This is a genomic window from Azospirillum agricola, assembly GCF_020005195.1.
GTDB lineage: Bacteria > Pseudomonadota > Alphaproteobacteria > Azospirillales > Azospirillaceae > Azospirillum > Azospirillum agricola.
This window is the reverse complement of sequence record NZ_JAIFZR010000004.1, coordinates 803,005-822,368: the sequence shown is the minus strand read 5'-3', so window position 1 is coordinate 822,368 and position 19,364 is coordinate 803,005. Positions and strand designations below refer to the sequence as shown.

Genomic DNA, 19,364 nt, shown 5'->3' with positions numbered 1-19,364 from the left:
GGCATGTTCGATCTCTCCGTCGTGACGAAGGCCATCTTCGGGCGTCTCAGCCTGGAATCCTTCCCGATCCACGAACCCATCCTGATCGTCACCTTCATCGCCGTCCTGCTGGGCGGCGGCGCCCTGGTCGCCGGTCTGACCTATTTCCGGCTGTGGGGCTACCTGTGGCGCGAGTGGTTCACCACGGTGGACCACAAGCGCATCGGCATCATGTACATGATCCTCGGCCTGATCATGCTGCTGCGCGGCTTCGCCGACGCCATCATGATGCGGCTTCAGCAGGCGATGGCGTTCAACGGCAGCGAGGGCTACCTCAACGCCCACCATTACGACCAGATCTTCACCGCCCACGGCGTCATCATGATCTTCTTCGTGGCCATGCCGATGGTCACGGGGCTGATGAACTACATCGTGCCGTTGCAGATCGGCGCGCGCGACGTGTCCTTCCCGTTCCTCAACAACTTCAGCTTCTGGATGACGGCGGGCGGCGCCGTGCTGGTGATGATGTCGTTGTTCGTCGGCGAGTTCGCCCGCACCGGCTGGCTGGCCTACCCGCCGCTGTCGGGCATCGGCTACAGCCCGGACGTCGGCGTCGACTACTACATCTGGGCCTTGCAGGTGGCCGGTGTCGGAACCTTGCTGTCCGGCGTCAATCTGGTCTGCACCATCGTCAAGATGCGCGCCCCCGGCATGACCATGATGAAGATGCCGGTCTTCACCTGGACCTCGCTGTGCACCAACGTGCTGATCGTCGCCGCCTTCCCGGTGCTGACGGCGGTGCTGGTGCTGCTGTCGCTCGACCGCTATGTCGGGACCAATTTCTTCACGAACGATCTCGGCGGCAGCCCGATGATGTACGTGAACCTGATCTGGATCTGGGGCCACCCGGAGGTCTACATCCTGATCCTGCCGGCCTTCGGCATCTTCTCGGAAGTCACCTCGACCTTCTCGGGCAAGAAGCTGTTCGGCTACACCTCGATGGTGTACGCGACGGTGGTCATCACCATCCTGTCGTACCTGGTCTGGCTGCACCACTTCTTCACCATGGGCTCGGGCGCCAGCGTGAACTCCTTCTTCGGAATCACGACGATGATCATCTCGATCCCGACCGGCGCGAAGATCTTCAACTGGCTGTTCACGATGTACCGCGGCCGCATCCGCTTCGAGCTGCCGATGATGTGGACGGTCGCCTTCATGCTGACCTTCGTGATCGGCGGCATGACCGGCGTGCTGCTGGCGGTCCCGCCCGCCGACTTCGTGCTGCACAACAGCCTGTTCCTGATCGCCCACTTCCACAACGTCATCATCGGCGGCGTGCTGTTCGGTCTGTTCGCCGGCATCGTCTACTGGTGGCCGAAGGCCTTCGGCTTCAGGCTCGACCCGTTCTGGGGCAAGCTGTCCTTCTGGTTCTGGGTGATCGGCTTCTACGTCGCCTTCATGCCGCTCTACGTTCTGGGCCTGATGGGCGTCACCCGCCGGCTGCGCGTCTTCGAGGATCCGTCGCTCCAGATCTGGTTCCAGGTCGCGGCCGTCGGCGCCTTCCTGATCTTCCTGGGCATCGCCGCCTTCCTGATCCAGATCGCCGTCAGCGTCCTCCGGCGCAACGAGCTGCGCGAGACGAGCGGCGACCCGTGGGACGGCCGCACGCTGGAATGGGCGACCTCCTCGCCGCCGCCCGACTATAACTTCGCATTCACCCCGGTGATCCACGACAACGACGCTTGGTGGGACATGAAGAAGCGCGGCTACCTGCGCCCGCAGGACGGCTTCAAGGCGATCCACATGCCGAGCAACACCGGGGCGGGCATCATCCTCGCCGGCTTGAGCGTGGTCCTCGCCTTCGCCCTGATCTGGTACATCTGGTGGCTGGCGGCGGTGAGCTTCATCGGTCTGCTGGTGGTCGCCATCGGCCACACCTTCAACTACAGCCGCGACTTCTACATTCCCGCCGCCGAGGTCGTGCGGACCGAGAATGAGCGGACCCGTCTCCTCTCCGGGCAGGTGAAAGCATGACGACGACCATGACGGCCGCCCAGTCCGGGCAAGACCCGGTCTTCTACATGGCCGATGAGCACGAGCACCCCGAGGGCCACAGCACCCTGCTCGGCTTCTGGATCTACCTGATGAGCGACTGCCTCATCTTCGCGGTCCTGTTCGCCACCTACGGGGTGCTCGGCGGCAACTACGCCGCCGGACCCTCGCCCAAGGATTTGTTCGACCTGCCGCTGGTGGCGCTGAACACCTCGATGCTGCTGCTGTCCTCGATCACCTACGGCTTCGCCATGCTGACCATGGAGAAGGGGCGGATCGGTCCGACGCAGGCGTGGCTGGCGATCACCGGGCTGTTCGGCCTCGCCTTCCTCGGCATCGAGCTGTACGAGTTCGCGCACCTGATCCACGAGGGGGCGACGCCGCAGCGCAGCGCCTTCCTGTCCTCCTTCTTCACGCTGGTCGGCACCCACGGCCTGCACGTCACCTTCGGCATCGTCTGGCTGGTGACGCTGATGGTGCAGGTGCAAAAGCGCGGGCTGACCGTGGCGAACCGGCGGCGCCTGATGTGCCTGAGCATGTTCTGGCACTTCCTGGACGTCGTCTGGATCGGCGTCTTCACCTTCGTCTATCTGATGGGAATGCTGCGATGACCCCTCACGCCCACCAGGGCCACGCGCAACACGACCATGGCGCCCATGACCATGGCGCCCACGGGCATGACGCCCACGGCCATGACGGCGGCCACGCCCACGGCACGCTGGGCAGCTACACGATCGGTTTCGTCCTGTCGGTGATCCTGACGGCGATCCCGTTCTGGCTGGTCATGAACAACGTGCTCGACAACACCCAGACCGCGCTGGTCATCATGGGGTTCGCCGTCGTGCAGATCCTGGTCCACATGGTCTATTTCCTGCACATGAACGGCCGCTCCGAGGGCGGCTGGACGATGCTGGCGATGATCTTCACCCTGATCATCGTGGTCATCACGCTGACCGGCTCGCTGTGGGTGATGTACCACCTCAACGCCAACATGATGCCCGGCCACGACATGAGCCGGATGCCGTGACGGGTGCGGTGGGCATGGCGGGCTCCTCCCCGGAAAGCCGGCCGGCGGCCGGCGGCCGGACGGGGCGGCCGCGCCCGCTGTGGGCGCTGGTCCTCCTCGGCCTGCTCGCCGCGCTGGGCGTCGCCGTCTTCACCGCGCTCGGCGTCTGGCAGGTCGAGCGCCGGGCCTGGAAGCACGACCTGATCGAGCGGGTCGAGCAGCGGGTTCACGCCGCCCCCGCCGCCGCTCCCGGCCCCGAGGCCTGGGGCGGCATCGACGCGGCCGGCGACGAGTACCGCCGGGTGGCCGTCACCGGCCGCTTCCTCAACGACCGCGAGACGCTGGTGCAGGCGGTCAGCGACCTGGGCGCCGGCTTCTGGGTGCTGACGCCCTTCGAGAGCCGCGAGGGCTTCACCCTGCTGGTCAACCGCGGCTTCGTGCCGCCGAACCGGCGCGACCCGGCGGCGCGGGCGGACGGCCAGATCGAGGGCGAGACGACGGTCACCGGCCTGCTGCGCCTGACCGAGCCGGCGGGCGGCTTCCTGCGCAGCAACGACCCGGCCGCCGACCGCTGGCATTCGCGCGACGTCGCCGCCATCGGCGCGGCGCGCGGCCTGTCGGGGCTCGCCCCCTACTTCATCGACGCCGACGGGGGGCGGGCGGGCCAGAACGGGGCGGTGAGGAACGGACCCGTCGGCGGCCTCACCGTGATCCGCTTTCCCGACAACCACCTCGTCTACGCGCTGACCTGGTTCACGCTGGCGCTCATGCTGCTCGGCGGGGCCGCCGCCGTGTTTCTCCACGAACGCCGGCTCCGGCGCGGCCGTCGTCAATCCTGACGTGCGTTCATCGGGTTTGCCGGGGGGCTCCCGTTCGGACCCCACAGCGCCCATATAAGGGCGGGGTTTGGGCGATCTGACGAGGAGCGGAACGATTCCCGCGCGTGACACGGCCGACAAGAAGAACCTGTTTCTTCTTGTCCAATTGCGCTGGCTCGCCGTCGTCGGCCAGGCGGTGACGATCCTGATCGTTCACCACCACATGGGCATCGCGCTGCCGCTGGCGCCGATGGCCGTGGTCGTGCTGTTCCTGATCGGGCTCAACCTCGCCAGCCTGCTGCATCTGCGCCGCACGGCCGCCGTCACCAACATCCAGCTCTTCCTGGAGCTGCTGATCGACGTCGCCGCCCTGACGACCCAGCTCTATCTCAGCGGCGGGGCGACGAACCCCTTCATCTCGCTCTACCTGCTCCAGGTCACCATCGGCGCGGTGCTGCTGGAGGCCTGGGCGGCCTGGACGCTGGTGCTGGTGGCCACCGCCTGCCTCACCTGGCTGACCGGCTCCTACCGGCCGCTGGAGCTGCCCTACGGGCATGAGGGCAACCTCCTCAACCTGCACATCCAGGGCAGCTTCGTCGGCTTCGTGCTGGCGGCGAGCCTGCTCGTCCCCTTCATCACCCGGATCAACCGCAACCTGCGCGCCCGCGATTCCTATCTGGCGGAACTGCGCCAGCGCTCGATGGAGGAGGACCACATCGTCCGCATGGGGCTTCTGGCCTCCGGCGCGGCGCACGAGCTGGGGACGCCGCTGGCGACGCTGTCGGTGATCCTCAACGACTGGCGGCGCATGCCGGCGATCAAGGCCGACCCGGACATGGTCGAGGAGCTGTCGGAGATGCAGAGCCAGATCGACCGCTGCAAGAGCATCCTCACCGGCATCCTGATGTCGTCGGGCGAGGCGCGCGGCGAGGGCACGGTGCGGACGACCGTCAACGCCTTCCTCGACGAACTGGTCGCCGAATGGCGGGCGAGCCGCTCGCCCGGCCGCCTCGACTACGACAACGCCTTTCCCGGCCGGGAGGGCATGGTCTGGGACCTCGCCCTGAAGCAGGTGATCTTCAACGTGCTCGACAACGCGCTGGAGGTCTCGCCCAACTGGATCGGCATCGCGGTCGGCCGGCAGGGCGACAGCCTCATCGTCGCGGTGAACGACGCCGGTCCGGGATTCGAGGACGGCATGCTGGCGGAGTTCGGCACCCCCTACCGCTCGACCAAGGGGCGGCCGGGCAGCGGGCTCGGCCTGTTCCTGGTCGTCAACGTCATCCGCAAGGTCGGCGGCACCGTTTCGGCGAGGAACCGTCCCGGCGGCGGCGCCTCCGTCACCCTGACCCTGCCGCTGGCAGCCCTTTCCCCACGAGGCGGCGATGGCGATTGAGCGCGGGCCGGACATGGATCCGGCCGAACCGGACGCGGCCGATGAGCTGGAGCGCCGGCTGGTGCTGGTGGAGGACGACGCCTCCTTCGTCAAGGCGCTGCGGCGCTCCTTCGAGCGGCGCGGCTACAGGGTCGACTGGTGCGACGGGCTCGACAGCGTGCGGACGCTGCTGGAGACGGTGCAGCCGGGCTACGCCGTGGTCGACCTGAAGCTCGGCAGCGGCTCCGGCCTCGAATGCGTCAAGGAGCTTTACGCCCACGACCCGGACATGCGGATCGTCGTGCTGACCGGCTTCGCCAGCATCGCCACGGCGGTGGAGGCGATCAAGCTCGGCGCCTGCCACTACCTCGCCAAGCCGTCCAACACCGACGACATCGAAGCCGCCTTCGAGCGGACGGAGGGCGACACCTCGGTGGCGCTGGCCGGGCGGACCACATCGCTGAAGAACCTGGAGTGGGAACGGATCCACGAGACGCTGGTCGACACCGGCTTCAACATCTCGGAAACCGCCCGGCGTCTCGGCATGCACCGCCGCACGCTCGCCCGCAAGCTTGAGAAGAAGCGGGTGCCGTAGCGGTTCCGCCGCTCGCCGCTCGCCGCTCGCGGGAAAATGGCCCCAACGCGAACGGGGCCGGCCCCGGCCACCCGTCGCGGATGGTCGGCGCCGGCCCCGCTTGCACCGGCCCCGCCCACATTGGGTCGATCCGGCGGGAAGCGTTCCTGACGTCAGCGGCGGATCATCGTGACGCCGCCGACCGTCTTGTCGAGGAAGGCGATCACCGCCTCGGGCTTGCTGCTGCCGACGGTCGAGGCGGCGCAGGACATCCACCAGCGGGCCATGGGAGTCGACCAACCATACCGATCGGCGATGGCTTCGACATCGGACAGGCCGCCGCGCGGGATGGCGGCAACCTTCGGCGTAGCCACGGCGGTCTCCATGATGCTCATGTTTCCTCCTTCCGATGGGACCTGGCAAGTCCCTTGCGCCGTACCTTAGTCCCCAACCGGCCCGAGGGGCAGAGCCGCGAAGTGCTTACTCCGGGCTATGTCTTTGGGTGCGGGGTCGCGAAGACCCCTGCCGTTCGGTGCCCCGGCGGTCCGGCCCTCCGCTGAGTGTCGGCAGGTAAACAGGCATAGCGCGGAAGGGTTGCACCGCCGGACCGGAAAAAATTCGGCCGGGGCGGCGCGGCCAGCCGGCGACAGGACCTGTCCCATATCCGAAAGATTGTTCCGTTCGCGTCCAAAGATCGTGTCCCAGCCGACGGAAGGAGCGAAGGAATCGCTTCCGCCAGGATGGATATCGTCCGGGCGGGACGATTGCCAGAAGCAACCATTGAGGAAAGATTTGCAACCGTCTCAACAACACGTTGCTGATGGAGCCAGAAAAATGGCCGTTCTCTGGGGTGGAGCCGGTGCCGACACGTTGATCGGCGGGGCGGAGGAAAACACGATCGGCGGGGATGGGGGCAACGACCGGCTGACGGGCAACAGCGCGCGCGACCAGATTTTCGGCGGCGCGGGCGACGACACGATCACCGGGGGTGGTGGCGACGATTACATGGAGGGCGGCGCCGGGCGCGACACCTTCGTTCTGCGGCCGGGGGACGGCTGGGATTACATCGGCGATTTCCAGGCCGGCGCCGGTGGGGACCGGCTCGACCTCACCGCCTGGACCGGAATCACCGACTTCACCGCGCTGATGGCCCTGGCCACCACCGACGGCAACGACACCGTCCTCACCTTCAGCCCCACCGCCAGCGTTCGCCTGTCCGGCGTCGCCCGCTCGGCGCTGACGGCCGACAACGTGCTGCTGGCGGCCGGGAGCGGCACTCCCGGCGGCGCTCCTGTCGGCAACCCGGCCAATCCGCCGGCCGGCGGCACGTTGAGCCTCGGCCCGGCGACGGTCGGCGTGGCGGAGGGCAGCGGTGGCGGGACGACCAGCTTCCTGTTCACGGTGACGCGCAGCGGTGACGTCTCGGCGGCCGCGTCGGTCACCTGGTCGGTGGCCGGTTCCGGCGCCTCGGCCGCCGGAGCGGCCGACTTCGCCGGCAACGCGCTGCCGTCGGGGCTGCTGAGCTTCGCGGCCGGGCAGAGCACGGCGACCATCGCCGTCCCGGTGCTGGCCGACACGGCGGTCGAGACGGACGAGGGCTTCACTGTCACCCTGTCGGCGCCCAGCGCCGGCTGGACCATCGCCGCCGGCAGCGCCGCCGGGGTGATCGTCAACGACGACGCGGCGGCCGGCACCGGCACGCCGGGGCAGGTCCTGACCGGCACCGCGGCGCGCGATGAACTCTACGGCACCGCCGGCAACGACACGATCATCGGCGGGGCCGGCAACGACTACATGGAGGGCGGCGCCGGCTCCGACCGCTTCGTCATCAACGCCGGCGACGGCTGGGACGCCATCGGCGACTTCCAGGCCGGGGCCGGCGGCGACGTGCTGGATCTCAGCGGCTGGAGCGGGTTGGGCGGCTTCCAGACGCTGATGGCCTCGGCCACCGAGGACGCCGGCGGCACGGTGCTGAACCTCAACGCCTCCACCGGCGTGCGGCTGATGGGCGTCACCAAGGCGTCGCTGACCGCCGCCAACCTCCGGCTTGGGAACGGGCCGGAACCGACGGCCGGGCCGTCCATAACCTCGATGGGGTGGACGGCGGCCGCGTTCGATTCGACGGCGGTCGTCCGCGCCAGCACGGCCACCGATGGAGGCCAGGCGGTCCAGCCCGCCATGAACGGGGCGGTCTCGGCGGACGGCCGGTTCGTCGCCTACGTCATGACCTCCAACAGCACCAACGGCCAGACCGAGCTGTTCGTGAAGGATCTACAAAGCGGCACGCGCACGCGGATCGACGTCGGAGGCAGCGACATCGACCCGTCCTTCTCGGACGACGGCGGCAAGCTTCTCTACAGCAACGGCGGCGTCATCAACATCCTGACCCTGGCGACCGGCGAGCGCACGAGCGTCAACATCGGCTCCAACAGCGCCAGGGACATCCGGCTGACAGCGGACGGCCGGACGCTGGTCTACACCAACGCTCCCCCGCCGGCCCCCCACAGCACGCCGGTGACACAGGTCGTCCACCGCGACATGGTGACCGGCGTCAGCACCACCATCGCCGGCACCGGGACCTTCACCAACCATCCAGACACCCATTCCCCCCTCCTGTCGCCCGACGGCCAGTGGCTGGCCTATTCCGAGGCGGGGATGCTCAACCTGCGGAACCTCCAGACCGGAGCCCAGCAGCGGCTCGACGGCGCGCCCGCCGGCACGTCCAGTTCCGGCACCGCCGACGCCTTCTCCCAGGACGGCCGCTACGTGCTGTTCACCAGCGCCTCGTCCAGCCTGGTCGCGGGCGACACCAACGGGGTAACGGATCTGTTCATCCGCGACCTGCAAACCGGCGCGATCAGCCGGGTGAGCACGGCCGCCGACGGCAGCCAGGCCAACGGCGCCAGCGGCGGCGGAGTCTTCGGCCCGGACGGGAAATCGGTGATGTTCACCAGCGCCGCCTCCAACCTGGTGGCCGGCGACTTCAACAACGCGCAGGACGTGTTCCTGAAGGATCTCGAAACCGGCGCGGTCCGCCGGATCAGCACGGCCGCCGACGGCGCCCAGCTCAACAGCGGGGCGACCCTGGTGGGGGCGAGCGCGGACGGCGGCCGGGCGATCCTCACCACCGCGGCCGGCAACATGGTCGGCAACGACATCAACGGTGTCGCCGACCTCTTCGCGGTGGATGTCGGCAAGCTGGCCGCCGACGGCCAGGGAGAGCCTGGGCTGGTCGACCTGTCGCTCGGCTTCACCGCCGGAGTCACCCAGGCGACCATCGATTGGGGCGACGGACAGACCAGCAGCCGGACCATCGCCGACGGCGCCACCGGCCTGAGCGTCGGCCACCGCTACGCCGGAACCGGGAGCTTCACCGGCACCGTCACCCTGACCGGCGCGGACGGCGCCACGGTCAGCGACGGCTTCACCGCCCAGCTCGCCGCCGATCCGCAGCAGATGCGGCTGCTCGGCGCCAACGCCGACGGCACGGCCTCGGCCCAGGGCGGCTCGGCCCCCGTGCTGTCGGGCAACGGTCGCTACGCGGCCTTCTCCGGCACCGGCTCCGACGGCAGCGGCGGCGTCGTGAGCGGGGTGTTCGTCCGGGATCTCCAGACCGGCACGGTGACGCTGGCCAGCGCGGCGGCCGACGGAACGGCCGGCAACCTGTCGGGCACCGCCACCGCGCTGTCGCAAGACGGGCGCTACGTCGTCTTCACCAGCAGCGCGAGCAATCTGGTCGCGGGCGACACCAACGGCCAGAGCGACGTCTTCGTCAAGGACATGCAGACCGGCGCCATCGTCCGCGCCAGCACCGCCAGCGACGGAACCCAGGGGAACGACCGCAGCAGCCTCGGCTCGGTCAGCGCCGACGGGCGGTTCGTCGCCTTTGCCAGCGACGCCAGCAACCTCGCGGCCGGCGACACCAACGGAGCGCAGGACATCTTCGTGAAGGACTTGCAGACCGGCGTCCTGACGCGGGCCAGCGTCGGTGCCGATGGCGGCGGCGGTCTGGCGACGGGGTCGGGTGCCGTGCGTCCCAACAGCTTCACCCCGGACATCTCGGCGGACGGCCGGTACGTGCTGTTCCGCAGCTACGCCTCCGATCTGGTGGAGGGTGGCAACGGCACCAACGGCGCGAACCTGAGCGTCTATCTCAAGGACATGCAGACCGGCGCGGTCAGCCGGGTGAACACGGCCGCCGACGGAACCCGCCTGGACGTGATGAACGACGTCGCGCTGTCGGCGAACGGGCGCTACGCCGCCATCGTCAGCTACAGCGACGCAAGCGGCGCGCAGAGCACCTCCACCAACATCCTCGTGAAGGATCTCCAGACCGGCGCCGTCGCCATGGCCAACACCGACGTCGACGGGACGAAGGGCAACAGCGGCTGCTACGAGGTCGAGCTGTCGGACGACGGCCGCTACGTCGTCTTCACCAGCACCGCCTCCAATCTGGTGGGGGGCGACGTCGCCGGGAGCAACGACACCTTCATCAAGGACATGGTGACGGGGGAGATCACCCGCGCGCGCGCGGCCGGGCTGCTGCCGAACAGCGGTGACGGGATCGCCACCGGCCTTTCGGTGTCCGGCGACGGCCGCTACATCGCCGGGGAGAGCCGGAACGACAGTCTGGTGCTCGGCGACGGCAACGGCCGGCAGGACGCCCTGCTGTTCGACCGCCTGGCCCCCGCCGCCAGCCTGACCGGCGGTGCCGGCCGCGACGTGCTGGTGGGCAACGTTCTGGACGACACCCTGACCGGCGGCGGCGGGGAGGATTTCCTGTCCGGCGGGCTGGGGGACGACTATCTGTTCGGCGGGGCCGGCAACGACGTCCTCGTCGGCGGCGCCGGGGACGATGTCCTCGTCGGCGGTGCCGGGGCGGACGTCTTCAGCTTCGGCATCGCCTCCGGGATCGACCGGATCGGCGACTTCAACGCCGCCGAAGGGGATCGGCTCCAGATCGGCGTCGGCGTGACCTGGACCGTCACGGAGGTCGGCTCGAACGCGCTGGTGAACCTGAGCAGCGGTGGTCTGGTCGAGATGGACGGCATACGGCCGAACCAGGTCTCGTCCTCCTGGTTCATCACCGGCTGACGGGAGCGGCCGCAAGCGCGGCCGCGGGGGCGCCCGCCTTCAGGCGGGCTGCCCCTGCGCCGTCTCCGCCGGGGCCGCCTGGGAGACCGTCTTGACGCTCAGGCGGCGCCAGGTGCCGGCGCGGTTCCGCCAGCCGATGCTCTGGCCGGCGCGCAGCCCGATCAGGGCGGCGCCGACCGGGGTCATCACCGACAGGCGCGAGCGCGCGGCGTCCTCCTCGCGCGGCCAGACCAGGGTGACGCTGTGGCGCTGCGCGGTGTCGCACTCCTCGAAGGTGACGTGGGAGCCGATGGTGACGGTCGTCTTCGGCAGCGCGCCGTCGGCCACCACGCAGGCCCGGTCCAGCTCGCGTTCCAGATACTCGGCCACCTCCGACTGGCGGTCGCGGACGGCGAAGGCCAGCTCGTACAGCCGTTCGTGCACGCTGTCGGTCAGGGTGATGGCGGGCAGGGCGCCGCGCGGCGCGCCGTTCCGGGAATCGGGATGCGGTGGTGTGGTCATGATCGGGTCCTGTCGGTCGGCAAGGCGAAGCGGGGCGAAGAAGGCGGGGAGGGGTCAGGCCGGAAGGACGCGCTCGACCGACAGGCGGCGGGTGGTCCCGTCGGCGTCGAGGTAGGCCATGCGGTCCCCCTTGCGCAGCCCGATCAGCGCCGCCCCCAGGGGCGAGGCCACGGCGATCCGGCCCTCCGTGGCGGTCTGGTCCGGATAGACCAGCACGCCCCATTCGGCCGAATCCCCCTCGGCGCGGCGGAACAGCACGCGGCTGCCCATCCGCACGACGCTGCGGGGCAGGTCGGCGTCGGGGCGGACGATGGCGCGCTCCAGCTCCCGCGACAGGACGGCCGACAGCTCGGGCGCCCGAGCGGCCAGCCCCTCCGCCGCCCGCAGCAGGCGGCCGTAATCCGCGCGTCCGATCCAGATCAGCGGATGGTCAGCCCCCTCGGTCATCGGTGTCCTCGCATGGGTGGGAGAAGAGTGTCGTCGGCCAGCGGCAAATACTGCCCATGGCCTGGAACGGCTTCCATCCGTAAGACTACGGAAGGCCGGGCGTTGAAGGTTTTCTCGAAAAAACATCATTACTTATCAATACCTTGAACGAATTCCGTATTGTTACGGATATTTCGGTCCGGGTTTTTCCTGAGTAGAAGGAACCGGCCCGCGCACCCAGGGGGGCGGCAAGGGGAACCCTGCGAAGGGACTGCCCGCCCCCGTCCGGCGCGCCGGGCCGATCCGACACTTGACCGATTTGATTGAGGGACAACGCGATGGACGATTTGCTTGCGGGGGCGCTCAGCCGTCTGGACGAAGCGGCGAAGCATGTCGAGGTGGATTCCGAGGTTCTCGAAAAGCTGAAATACGCCAAGGAGACCTTGAGCGTCCGCCTGTCGGTGCGGATGGACGACGGCTCGCGCCGCTCCTTCCCGGCCTGGCGCTGCCGCTACGACGACACCCGCGGCCCAACCAAGGGCGGCATCCGCTTCCATCCGGGGTCCAACGTCGAAGAGGTGACGACGCTTGCCTTCTGGATGACCTTCAAGTGCGCGGTGATGAACCTGCCCTACGGCGGCGGCAAGGGCGCCGTGAAGGTCGATCCGCACAGCCTGTCCAAGTCCGAGCTGGAGCGGCTGTCGCGCGCCTACGTCCAGGCCTTCGCCGGCATGATCGGGCCGGACCGCGACATCCCGGCGCCGGACGTCTACACCAACTCGATGATCATGGGCTGGATGGCCGACGAGTACAGCTCGATCGTCCGCCAGCCGAGCCCGGCGGTGATCACCGGCAAGCCGCTGCCGCTCGGCGGTTCGCTGGGCCGCGACGACGCCACGGCGCGCGGCGGCTACTACCTGCTCAAGCATCTCGAGGAGGAGCTGGGGCTGGCGAACTCGGGCAAGCGCGTGGTGGTGCAGGGTTACGGCAACGCCGGCCTGCACATCGCCCGGCTGCTGCACGCCGACGGCTACCGCATCGTCGGCCTGTCGGATTCGCGCGGCGCCATCGTCTGCGAGGACGGGCTTGATCCGGACGCCGTGCAGGCGGCCAAGGCGCGCGGCGGTTCGGTGACCGCCTTCGCCGGCGGCGGGGTCCGGGTGGTGGATGCCGACGCGATGCTCGCGATCCCCTGCGAGGTGCTGGTCCCGGCGGCGCTGGAGGACCAGATCCACGCCGGCAACGCCGGCTCGATCAAGGCCCGCATCGTGCTGGAGCTGGCCAACGGCCCGGTCACGCCCGAGGCCGACCGCATCCTGGAGGGCAAGGGCGCCATCGTGCTGCCCGACATCCTGGCCAACGCCGGCGGCGTCACCGTGTCCTATTTCGAGTGGGTGCAGAACCGCCAGGGCTATTACTGGAACCTGAAGGAGATCCACGAGCGTCTGCGCACGATCATGGAGACCGAGGGCCGCCGGGTGTGGGACATGCGGGAGTCCAAGGGCATCCCGATGCGCACCGCCGCCTACGCCCACGCGCTGGAGCGTCTGGCGAGCGCCATCGCCGCGCACGGGACGCAGCCCTTCTTCATCGGCTGAGGGCGGCCCTGGCCCTCTCCCTCCGGGGAGAGGGTTGTAAGGCGCGCGCCGCGCCGGGCGGCGGTGTATCCTGGCGGCCCTTCACGAGCGTGGACCGAAGGAAGCGTGTGAGATGCCGTCGCTACCCGTCACCCGGCCGGCCGGGGCCTTCCTGGCGGCCAGCCCGTCCGGCCGAGACCTGCTGCTGCTGTCGCTCGCCTTCATGGCGGTCTATCTGCCGCTCGACTGGCTGACCTTCATCCACCCGCGCCCCAGCCTGAACATCACGCCGTGGAACCCGCCGGCCGGGCTGTTCATGGCGCTGCTGCTGTGGACGGGCGCGCGCGGCCTGCCGGTGGTGTACGTCACGCTGGTGGTCGCCGATCTGGTGGTGCGCGGGCATCCGGCCTCGGTCGGCTCGCTGCTGCTCTCCAACCTCGCCATCGTCGCCGGCTACGGGGTGGCCGCCCATGTCCTGCGCCGCCGGGTGGCGATCGACCCGGCGCTGGAGCGGGTCCGCGACGTCGGCTGGCTGGTCGGCGTCGCCTTCCTCAGCGCCGCCGCCGTCGCCCCGGTCTTCGTCGGAATCTTCGTGCTCGACGGGGCGATCGCCGCCGCCGACCTGCCGCAGCTCGCCTTCCAGTACTGGCTGGGCGACGCCATCGGCATCGCCGTGATGACCCCGTTCCTGCTGATCCTCCACCAGCCGGGGCGCACGCCGGCCTGGAGACTGCCGAAGCCGCCCTCGGCGGCCCAGACGGCGGCCACGGCGGCGGCGCTGCTGGTCGTCTTCCTGCCGGTCGGCGACGGCCGCTTCAACCTGTTCTACGTGCTGTTCCTGCCGCTGGTCTGGGTCGCCGTCTCGCACGGGCTGCCGGGGGCGGTGCTGACCGCGCTGGCCATCCAGAGCGGCCTGATCGCCGGGCTGCAACTGATCGGCTTCCCCCTGCACGCGGTCGTCTACCACCAGACGCTGATGCTGGCGCTGGCCATCACCGCGCTGTTTCTCGGCGCCCTGGTCAGCGAGCGCCACCGGGTCGAGGCCCGGCTGCGCGAGCATCAGGCCGAGCTGGCCCACATCGCCCGGCTGGCGGTGACCGGCGAGATGGCGTCGGCGCTGGCGCACGAGCTGAACCAGCCGCTGCTGGCGGCGATCAGCTACACCCGCGCCGCCCAGCGCGTGCTGGAGGGCTGCGAGGTCCCGCCGCGCGCCCACGAGCTGATCGACAAGGCGGTCGCCCAGGCGGAGCGGGCCGGCGAGGTCATCCGCGGCCTGCGCACCTTCCTCGGCAAGGGCTCGCCGCAGCTTGTGCCGGAACCGGCGGCCGGCATCGCCCGCGAGGCGGTGGCGCTGGTGCGCGCCGACGCCGCCTACAACCGGGTCCAGCTCCGGCTGGACATGGCGGAGCCGCTGCCCGACGTGCTGGCCGACCGCATCCAGATCGAGCAGATCCTCCTCAACCTGATCCACAACAGCATCGAGGCCATCGCCGCCGCCGACAGCCCGGTCCGCGAGGTCGTCCTGCGGGTCCGCTCGGCGCCGTCGGAGGGCGTCACCTTCGAGGTCGAGGACAGCGGCCCCGGCGTGCCGGCCGACATGGTCGACCGGCTCTACTCCCCCTTCGCCACCACCAAGCCGGCGGGGATGGGGCTGGGCCTGCCGATCTGCCGCTCGATCGTCGAGAGCCACGGCGGCCGGCTGTGGCTGTCGCGCAACTCCGGGCCGGGGGCGGCGGCGCAGGGCGCCCAGTTCCGCATGTTCCTTCCAGCCGCCTGACCGCACCGCGAGCCTGTTCATGACCGATCCCACCGATTCCGCCGCCGCTCCCGAGCCGACCGTCTTCATCGTCGACGACGACGAGGCGGTGCGCGACGCGCTGGCGGCCCTGGTCGAGGTCGCCGGGCTGAGCGTCCGCACCTTCGACAACGCGCTGGAGTTCCTGCACCGCCACGGCCCCGACCAGCCGGGCTGCGTGGTGGCCGACCTCCGCATGCCCTTCATGGACGGGCTGGAGCTTCAGGAGGAGCTGGCGCGGCGCGGCGCGGGCATCCCCGTCATCGTCATCACCGCCCATGGCGACGTCCGCGCCGCCGTCACCGCCCTCCAGGCCGGAGCGGTCGATTTCCTGGAGAAGCCGTTCGACGACGACGTGTTCCTGCGCCGGGTCCACGAGGCGTTGCAGCGCGACGCCCGCCAGCGCCGCGACCGCTCGGCGGCGGAATCGGCGCTGGCGCGGCTGGCGCTGCTCAGCGCGCGCGAGAAGGACGTCGCCGGGCTGATGGTCGAGGGCTGCACCAACAAGGCCATTGCCAACCGGCTGGGGATCGGCGTCCGCACGGTCGAGACGCACCGGGCGAACATCCTCTCCAAGCTCGCCATCCGCACGGTTCCGGAGCTCATGCGGCTGTGGATGCACCTGGCGTGAAGCGCGCCGGTGGGCGGGCCGCCCGGCCGCTCGCCCGAAAAGAGAGTCCGGCGCCGATAAGGGGCTGGCATTTCCCCGCCGCGCAGGCACACTGACCGGCGGCTTGCCTGTTGCGGGGGTCGCGGGATGATTCCGTTGCTTGCGCTGTTGATCGGCATCGTCGCGGGGCTGCGCGCCATGACCGCGCCGGCCGTGGTGAGCTGGGCCGCCCATCTCGGATGGATTCCGCTGACCCACGATGGGCTCGTCTGGCTCGCCCATCCCTGGGCGCACCGCATCCTGACGGCGCTGGCGGTCGCGGAGCTGATCGCCGACCAGCGTCCCTCGACGCCGAGCCGCACCGTTCCCGTGCAGTTCGGCACCCGCATCCTGGCGGGGGCCCTGTGCGGGGCGGCGCTGTGCGGCGACCAATGGACCCTGCTGATCGGGGCCGTCGCCGGGGCGGCCGGCGCCGTGATCGGCACGCTCGGCGGGCGGGCCGCCCGCGCCCGGCTGGCCGGAGCCTTCAACAGCGACCGGCCGGCGGCGCTGATCGAGGATGCGGTCGCCATCGCCGGCGCGATCCTGATCGTGAGGATGATCCCATGAGCGGTCCGGAGAGTCGCCGTTTCGACGCCATCGTCATCGGGGCCGGGCAGGCGGGGCCGTCGCTCGCCGGCCGGCTGACCGGGGCCGGGATGTCGGTCGCGCTGGTCGAGCGCCATCTGTTCGGCGGCACCTGCGTCAACACCGGCTGCATGCCGACCAAGACGCTGGTCGCCAGCGCCTACGCCGCCCATCTGGCCCGGCGCGGCGCCGAGTATGGGATTCTGTTCGACGCGCCGCCGCGCATCGACATGGCGCGGGTCAAGGCCCGCGCCGACACGGTGGCGGCCAACGCCCGCGCCAACGTCGAGGCGTGGCTGCGCGGCATGGCCGGCTGCACGGTGATCGCCGGGCACGCCCGTTTCGAGGGGCCGGACCGGATCCGCGTCGGCGGGGAGTTGCTGACCGCCCCGCGCATCTTCGTGAATGTCGGCGGCCGGGCGGCGGTGCCGGATCTGCCGGGGGTGCGGGAGGTTCCCTATCTGACCAACCGCTCGATGCTGGAACTCGACCGCGTGCCGGAGCATCTGGTGGTGATCGGCGGCAGCTACATCGGGCTCGAGTTCGCCCAGATGCACCGGCGCTTCGGCGCCCGCGTCACCATCGTGGAGAAGGGGCCCCGCCTGATCGCCCGCGAGGATGCCGATGTTTCGGACGCCGTCCGCGCCATCCTGGAGGCGGAGGGCATCGCGGTGCGGACGGGGGCGGACTGCATCCGCCTCGCGCCGCGCGGCGAGGGCGTGGCCGTCGGCGTCGATTGCCGGGCGGGGGATCCGGAGATCGTCGGCTCGCATGTCCTGCTCGCCGTCGGGCGGCGGCCCAACACCGACGATCTCGGCCTCGACGCGGCGGGGGTCGCCACCGACTCGCGCGGCTACATCCAGGTCGACGACGGTCTCGCCACCAACGTTCCCGGCATCTGGGCGCTCGGCGACTGCAACGGCCGGGGCGCCTTCACCCACACCGCCTACAACGATTTCGAGATCGTCGCCGCCAACCTGCTCGACGGCGCACAAGGCGGCGGACAAGACGGCGGGCAAGGCGGCGAGCGGCGGCGGGTGAGCGAGCGGGTGCCGGCCTACGCGCTCTACATCGACCCGCCGCTCGGCCGCGTCGGGCAGACGGAGGCGCAGGCGCGCGCCACCGGCCGGCCCCTGCTGACCGCCCGGCGGCCGATGAGCCGGGTCGGGCGGGCGATCGAGAAGGGCGAGACGCAGGGGTTCATGACCGCCGTCGTCGATGCGGAAACCAAGCTCATCCTCGGCGCCGCGATCCTCGGGACGGGCGGCGACGAGGCGATCCACGGCATCCTCGACGTCATGAACGCGAAATTGCCCTGCACCAGCCTGCAACGGGCGGTGCCGATCCACCCGACCGTCTCGGAGCTGATCCCGACGCTGCTCGGCGACCTGCGGCCGGCGGGCTGAGTCGGCAACGGTCCGCCGATGGTTGGCGGCCGCCGCACCGGGGCGGAGGGCATCATCCGGCTGGCCGGCGGCCGCAACGCCATCGACGGCTTCAAGGGCTACAAGCCGCTGTCGCCCGAGGCGGCCCTGGTCGCCGCCCGGCCTTCGTGGTGGGCTGGGAAAACCCGCTCGCGAAATCCCCCGCGTCCCGCTGGTGAAGGGGGTCCGCCGGCCGCCATTCCGTCCCAATGTCCGATCCGAGTCCTTGCGGATGCGTCTGCGACTGACTGTCAGCAGTATTGGATCGAGCTGAAGGCGATAGTCATTCTCAATGACTGCCGATTGAGCCATTGCTTACAATATCGGCAGTCCGGTGATGCGGCGGTTCCTTCGCACCGTCACGGGATGCTGGGCGGTGTGACAAAATGATACTCATTATCATTTTGAAGTTGACGATTGTTATTTGATGTGTATTGAAAATCTCGCGAAGCTGTGTGATGCTCCTTTCCAACGGATATTCGGGAGCATCGACCATGCAAGGAAATCAGGGAGTCATAGACCGGCTCAACAAGCTGCTGACCGGGGAGCTGAGCGCCGCCGACCAGTATCTTGCGCACTCCCGGATGATGGAGAACTGGGGCTTCAAGGCGCTGTACGACCGGATCGCCCACGAGCGCCACGACGAGCTGGAGCACGCCGACAAGCTGATCCGTCGCATCCTGTTCCTGGACGGCACGCCCGACGTCGCCAGCCGCGACCCGCTGCGCATCGGCAAGGACGTGCCGGAGATGCTGCGCAACGACCTGACGCTGGAGTTCGAGGTGGTGGCCGCGCTGAAGGAAGCCATCGCCTATTGCGAGCAGGTCAAGGATTACGACACCCGCCGCATCCTCCTCGACCTTCTCGTCGACACCGAGGAAGACCACGCCCATTGGCTGGAGCAGCAGATCGGCCTGATCGACCGGATGGGCCTGCACAACTATCTGCAATCGTCGGCCGGCACGCCGTCCACCTGAGGAGCAAGGTCATGAAGGGCAACCCCGACGTCATCGGCCAGCTGCAAATCGTCCTCAAGGACCAGCTGACCCTCATCAACCAGTATTTCCTGCACGCCCGCATGCTGAAGAACTGGGGCCTCAAGGGTCTCGGCAAGTGGGAGTACCACGCCTCCATCGAGGTGATGAAGAGCGCCGACGAGGTGATCGAGCGCATCCTCTTCATCGAGGCGATCCCCAACCTCCAGGATCTCGGCAAGCTGCGCATCGGCGAGGACGTGCCGGAGATGCTGGAGGGCGATCTCGGCGCCGAGCGCGACGCGCGCGACCGTCTGGTCGCCGCCATCGCGGTCTGCGAGGAGAAGGCCGATTACGTGTCGCGCGAGGAACTCTCCGAGATTCTCGAGGAGACCGAGGAGCGGATCGACTTCCTGGAGACGCAGATCAGCCTGATCGGCAGCGTCGGTCTGGAGAACTACCTCCAGACGGCGATGGGCGAGATCGGCTGAACGGCGTCCGCCGACGGATGACGGCCTGAGGAAGGGCCGGC

18 protein-coding genes are annotated in these 19,364 nt (G+C 69.6%); 15 read left to right on the top strand and 3 right to left on the bottom strand.

From position 1 onward, the window contains the following. The first annotated feature begins 3 nt into the window (after positions 1-3). The 6 genes from cyoB (at position 4) to JN22_RS12525 (ending at position 5,825) form a co-directional block, all read left to right on the top strand. Positions 4-2,013 (top strand): cytochrome o ubiquinol oxidase subunit I, encoded by a 2,010-nt coding sequence (gene cyoB, locus JN22_RS12550; RefSeq protein ID WP_085554228.1) that lies wholly within the window; start codon positions 4-6, stop codon positions 2,011-2,013. Further along, complete coding sequence (gene cyoC / locus JN22_RS12545) at positions 2,010-2,642, top strand: cytochrome o ubiquinol oxidase subunit III (protein ID WP_085554227.1); 633 nt, start codon at positions 2,010-2,012, stop codon at positions 2,640-2,642. The genes cyoB and cyoC overlap by 4 nt, the downstream gene beginning before the upstream one ends. Further along, on the top strand, positions 2,639-3,058 hold the full coding sequence (gene cyoD / locus JN22_RS12540; protein WP_085554226.1) for a cytochrome o ubiquinol oxidase subunit IV: 420 nt from the start codon (positions 2,639-2,641) through the stop codon (positions 3,056-3,058). Before cyoC ends, cyoD begins: the two co-directional genes overlap by 4 nt. A 14-nt stretch (positions 3,059-3,072) precedes the next feature. Beyond that, on the top strand, positions 3,073-3,876 hold the full coding sequence (locus JN22_RS12535; protein WP_085554225.1) for an SURF1 family protein: 804 nt from the start codon (positions 3,073-3,075) through the stop codon (positions 3,874-3,876). Positions 3,877-3,943: 67 nt separating this feature from the next. Next, positions 3,944-5,251 carry an ATP-binding protein gene (locus tag JN22_RS12530; RefSeq protein ID WP_223677695.1) on the top strand — a complete coding sequence of 436 codons (1,308 nt, stop codon included), beginning with the start codon at positions 3,944-3,946 and terminating at the stop codon, positions 5,249-5,251. After that, positions 5,241-5,825: a response regulator transcription factor gene (locus JN22_RS12525; protein ID WP_449658096.1), complete on the top strand. Its 585-nt coding sequence runs from the start codon at positions 5,241-5,243 to the stop codon at positions 5,823-5,825. The genes JN22_RS12530 and JN22_RS12525 overlap by 11 nt, the downstream gene beginning before the upstream one ends. A 152-nt stretch (positions 5,826-5,977) precedes the next feature. Here JN22_RS12525 and JN22_RS12520 read toward each other — a convergent pair whose 3' ends face one another. Continuing rightward, the gene (locus tag JN22_RS12520; RefSeq protein ID WP_085554224.1) at positions 5,978-6,199 is read right to left on the bottom strand and encodes a hypothetical protein; all 222 of its coding nucleotides are present in this window, start codon (positions 6,197-6,199) and stop codon (positions 5,978-5,980) included. 439 nt (positions 6,200-6,638) lie between these two features. On the opposite strand from JN22_RS12520, the gene JN22_RS12515 reads away from it, so the two are divergent. Next, positions 6,639-10,898 carry a beta strand repeat-containing protein gene (locus JN22_RS12515; RefSeq protein WP_179166137.1) on the top strand — a complete coding sequence of 1,420 codons (4,260 nt, stop codon included), beginning with the start codon at positions 6,639-6,641 and terminating at the stop codon, positions 10,896-10,898. A 39-nt stretch (positions 10,899-10,937) separates the two neighbouring features. Here JN22_RS12515 and rnk read toward each other — a convergent pair whose 3' ends face one another. Next, entirely contained in the window at positions 10,938-11,399 is a 462-nt protein-coding gene (rnk, locus tag JN22_RS12510; RefSeq protein ID WP_085554222.1) for a nucleoside diphosphate kinase regulator, read from the bottom strand. A gap of 54 nt (positions 11,400-11,453) precedes the next feature. Continuing rightward, the gene (locus tag JN22_RS12505; RefSeq protein WP_085554221.1) at positions 11,454-11,846 is read right to left on the bottom strand and encodes a GreA/GreB family elongation factor; all 393 of its coding nucleotides are present in this window, start codon (positions 11,844-11,846) and stop codon (positions 11,454-11,456) included. A gap of 317 nt (positions 11,847-12,163) precedes the next feature. Here JN22_RS12505 and JN22_RS12500 point away from each other — a divergent pair, with 317 nt between their 5' ends. The 8 genes from JN22_RS12500 (at position 12,164) to bfr (JN22_RS12465) (ending at position 19,323) form a co-directional block, all read left to right on the top strand. Next, entirely contained in the window at positions 12,164-13,423 is a 1,260-nt protein-coding gene (locus JN22_RS12500) for a Glu/Leu/Phe/Val family dehydrogenase (RefSeq protein WP_085554220.1), read from the top strand. A gap of 112 nt (positions 13,424-13,535) precedes the next feature. Beyond that, entirely contained in the window at positions 13,536-15,179 is a 1,644-nt protein-coding gene (locus JN22_RS12495) for an ATP-binding protein (RefSeq protein ID WP_223677694.1), read from the top strand. Positions 15,180-15,198: 19 nt separating this feature from the next. Next, positions 15,199-15,828 carry a response regulator transcription factor gene (locus tag JN22_RS12490; protein WP_085554219.1) on the top strand — a complete coding sequence of 210 codons (630 nt, stop codon included), beginning with the start codon at positions 15,199-15,201 and terminating at the stop codon, positions 15,826-15,828. 135 nt (positions 15,829-15,963) lie between these two features. Continuing rightward, a complete protein-coding gene (locus tag JN22_RS12485) occupies positions 15,964-16,416 on the top strand; it encodes a DUF4126 family protein (RefSeq protein WP_449658095.1) in 453 nt (150 codons plus the stop codon). After that, the gene (locus tag JN22_RS12480; RefSeq protein ID WP_085554217.1) at positions 16,413-17,840 is read left to right on the top strand and encodes an FAD-containing oxidoreductase; all 1,428 of its coding nucleotides are present in this window, start codon (positions 16,413-16,415) and stop codon (positions 17,838-17,840) included. The genes JN22_RS12485 and JN22_RS12480 overlap by 4 nt, the downstream gene beginning before the upstream one ends. Before the next feature lie 18 nt (positions 17,841-17,858). Continuing rightward, positions 17,859-18,248, top strand: coding sequence for a hypothetical protein (locus tag JN22_RS12475; RefSeq protein ID WP_143268275.1), 390 nt, complete (start codon positions 17,859-17,861; stop codon positions 18,246-18,248). Between the two features lie 104 nt (positions 18,249-18,352). Beyond that, a complete protein-coding gene (gene bfr, locus JN22_RS12470; protein WP_085554216.1) occupies positions 18,353-18,835 on the top strand; it encodes a bacterioferritin in 483 nt (160 codons plus the stop codon). Between the two features lie 11 nt (positions 18,836-18,846). After that, entirely contained in the window at positions 18,847-19,323 is a 477-nt protein-coding gene (gene bfr, locus JN22_RS12465; protein ID WP_085554215.1) for a bacterioferritin, read from the top strand. The last annotated feature ends 41 nt before the right edge of the window (positions 19,324-19,364 follow it).

Bases quoted from the DNA above. Each gene is read 5' to 3' on its own strand.
- cyoB (WP_085554228.1), top strand. From the start codon at position 4: ATGTTCGATCTCTCCGTCGTGACGAAGGCCATCTTCGGGCGTCTCAGC.
- cyoC (WP_085554227.1), top strand. From the start codon at position 2,010: ATGACGACGACCATGACGGCCGCCCAGTCCGGGCAAGACCCGGTCTTC.
- cyoD (WP_085554226.1), top strand. From the start codon at position 2,639: ATGACCCCTCACGCCCACCAGGGCCACGCGCAACACGACCATGGCGCC.
- JN22_RS12535 (WP_085554225.1), top strand. From the start codon at position 3,073: ATGGCGGGCTCCTCCCCGGAAAGCCGGCCGGCGGCCGGCGGCCGGACG.
- JN22_RS12525 (WP_449658096.1), top strand. From the start codon at position 5,241: ATGGCGATTGAGCGCGGGCCGGACATGGATCCGGCCGAACCGGACGCG.
- JN22_RS12520 (WP_085554224.1), bottom strand. From the start codon at position 6,199: ATGAGCATCATGGAGACCGCCGTGGCTACGCCGAAGGTTGCCGCCATC.
- JN22_RS12515 (WP_179166137.1), top strand. From the start codon at position 6,639: ATGGCCGTTCTCTGGGGTGGAGCCGGTGCCGACACGTTGATCGGCGGG.
- rnk (WP_085554222.1), bottom strand. From the start codon at position 11,399: ATGACCACACCACCGCATCCCGATTCCCGGAACGGCGCGCCGCGCGGC.
- JN22_RS12505 (WP_085554221.1), bottom strand. From the start codon at position 11,846: ATGACCGAGGGGGCTGACCATCCGCTGATCTGGATCGGACGCGCGGAT.
- JN22_RS12500 (WP_085554220.1), top strand. From the start codon at position 12,164: ATGGACGATTTGCTTGCGGGGGCGCTCAGCCGTCTGGACGAAGCGGCG.
- JN22_RS12495 (WP_223677694.1), top strand. From the start codon at position 13,536: ATGCCGTCGCTACCCGTCACCCGGCCGGCCGGGGCCTTCCTGGCGGCC.
- JN22_RS12490 (WP_085554219.1), top strand. From the start codon at position 15,199: ATGACCGATCCCACCGATTCCGCCGCCGCTCCCGAGCCGACCGTCTTC.
- JN22_RS12480 (WP_085554217.1), top strand. From the start codon at position 16,413: ATGAGCGGTCCGGAGAGTCGCCGTTTCGACGCCATCGTCATCGGGGCC.
- JN22_RS12475 (WP_143268275.1), top strand. From the start codon at position 17,859: ATGGTTGGCGGCCGCCGCACCGGGGCGGAGGGCATCATCCGGCTGGCC.
- bfr (WP_085554216.1), top strand. From the start codon at position 18,353: ATGCAAGGAAATCAGGGAGTCATAGACCGGCTCAACAAGCTGCTGACC.
- bfr (WP_085554215.1), top strand. From the start codon at position 18,847: ATGAAGGGCAACCCCGACGTCATCGGCCAGCTGCAAATCGTCCTCAAG.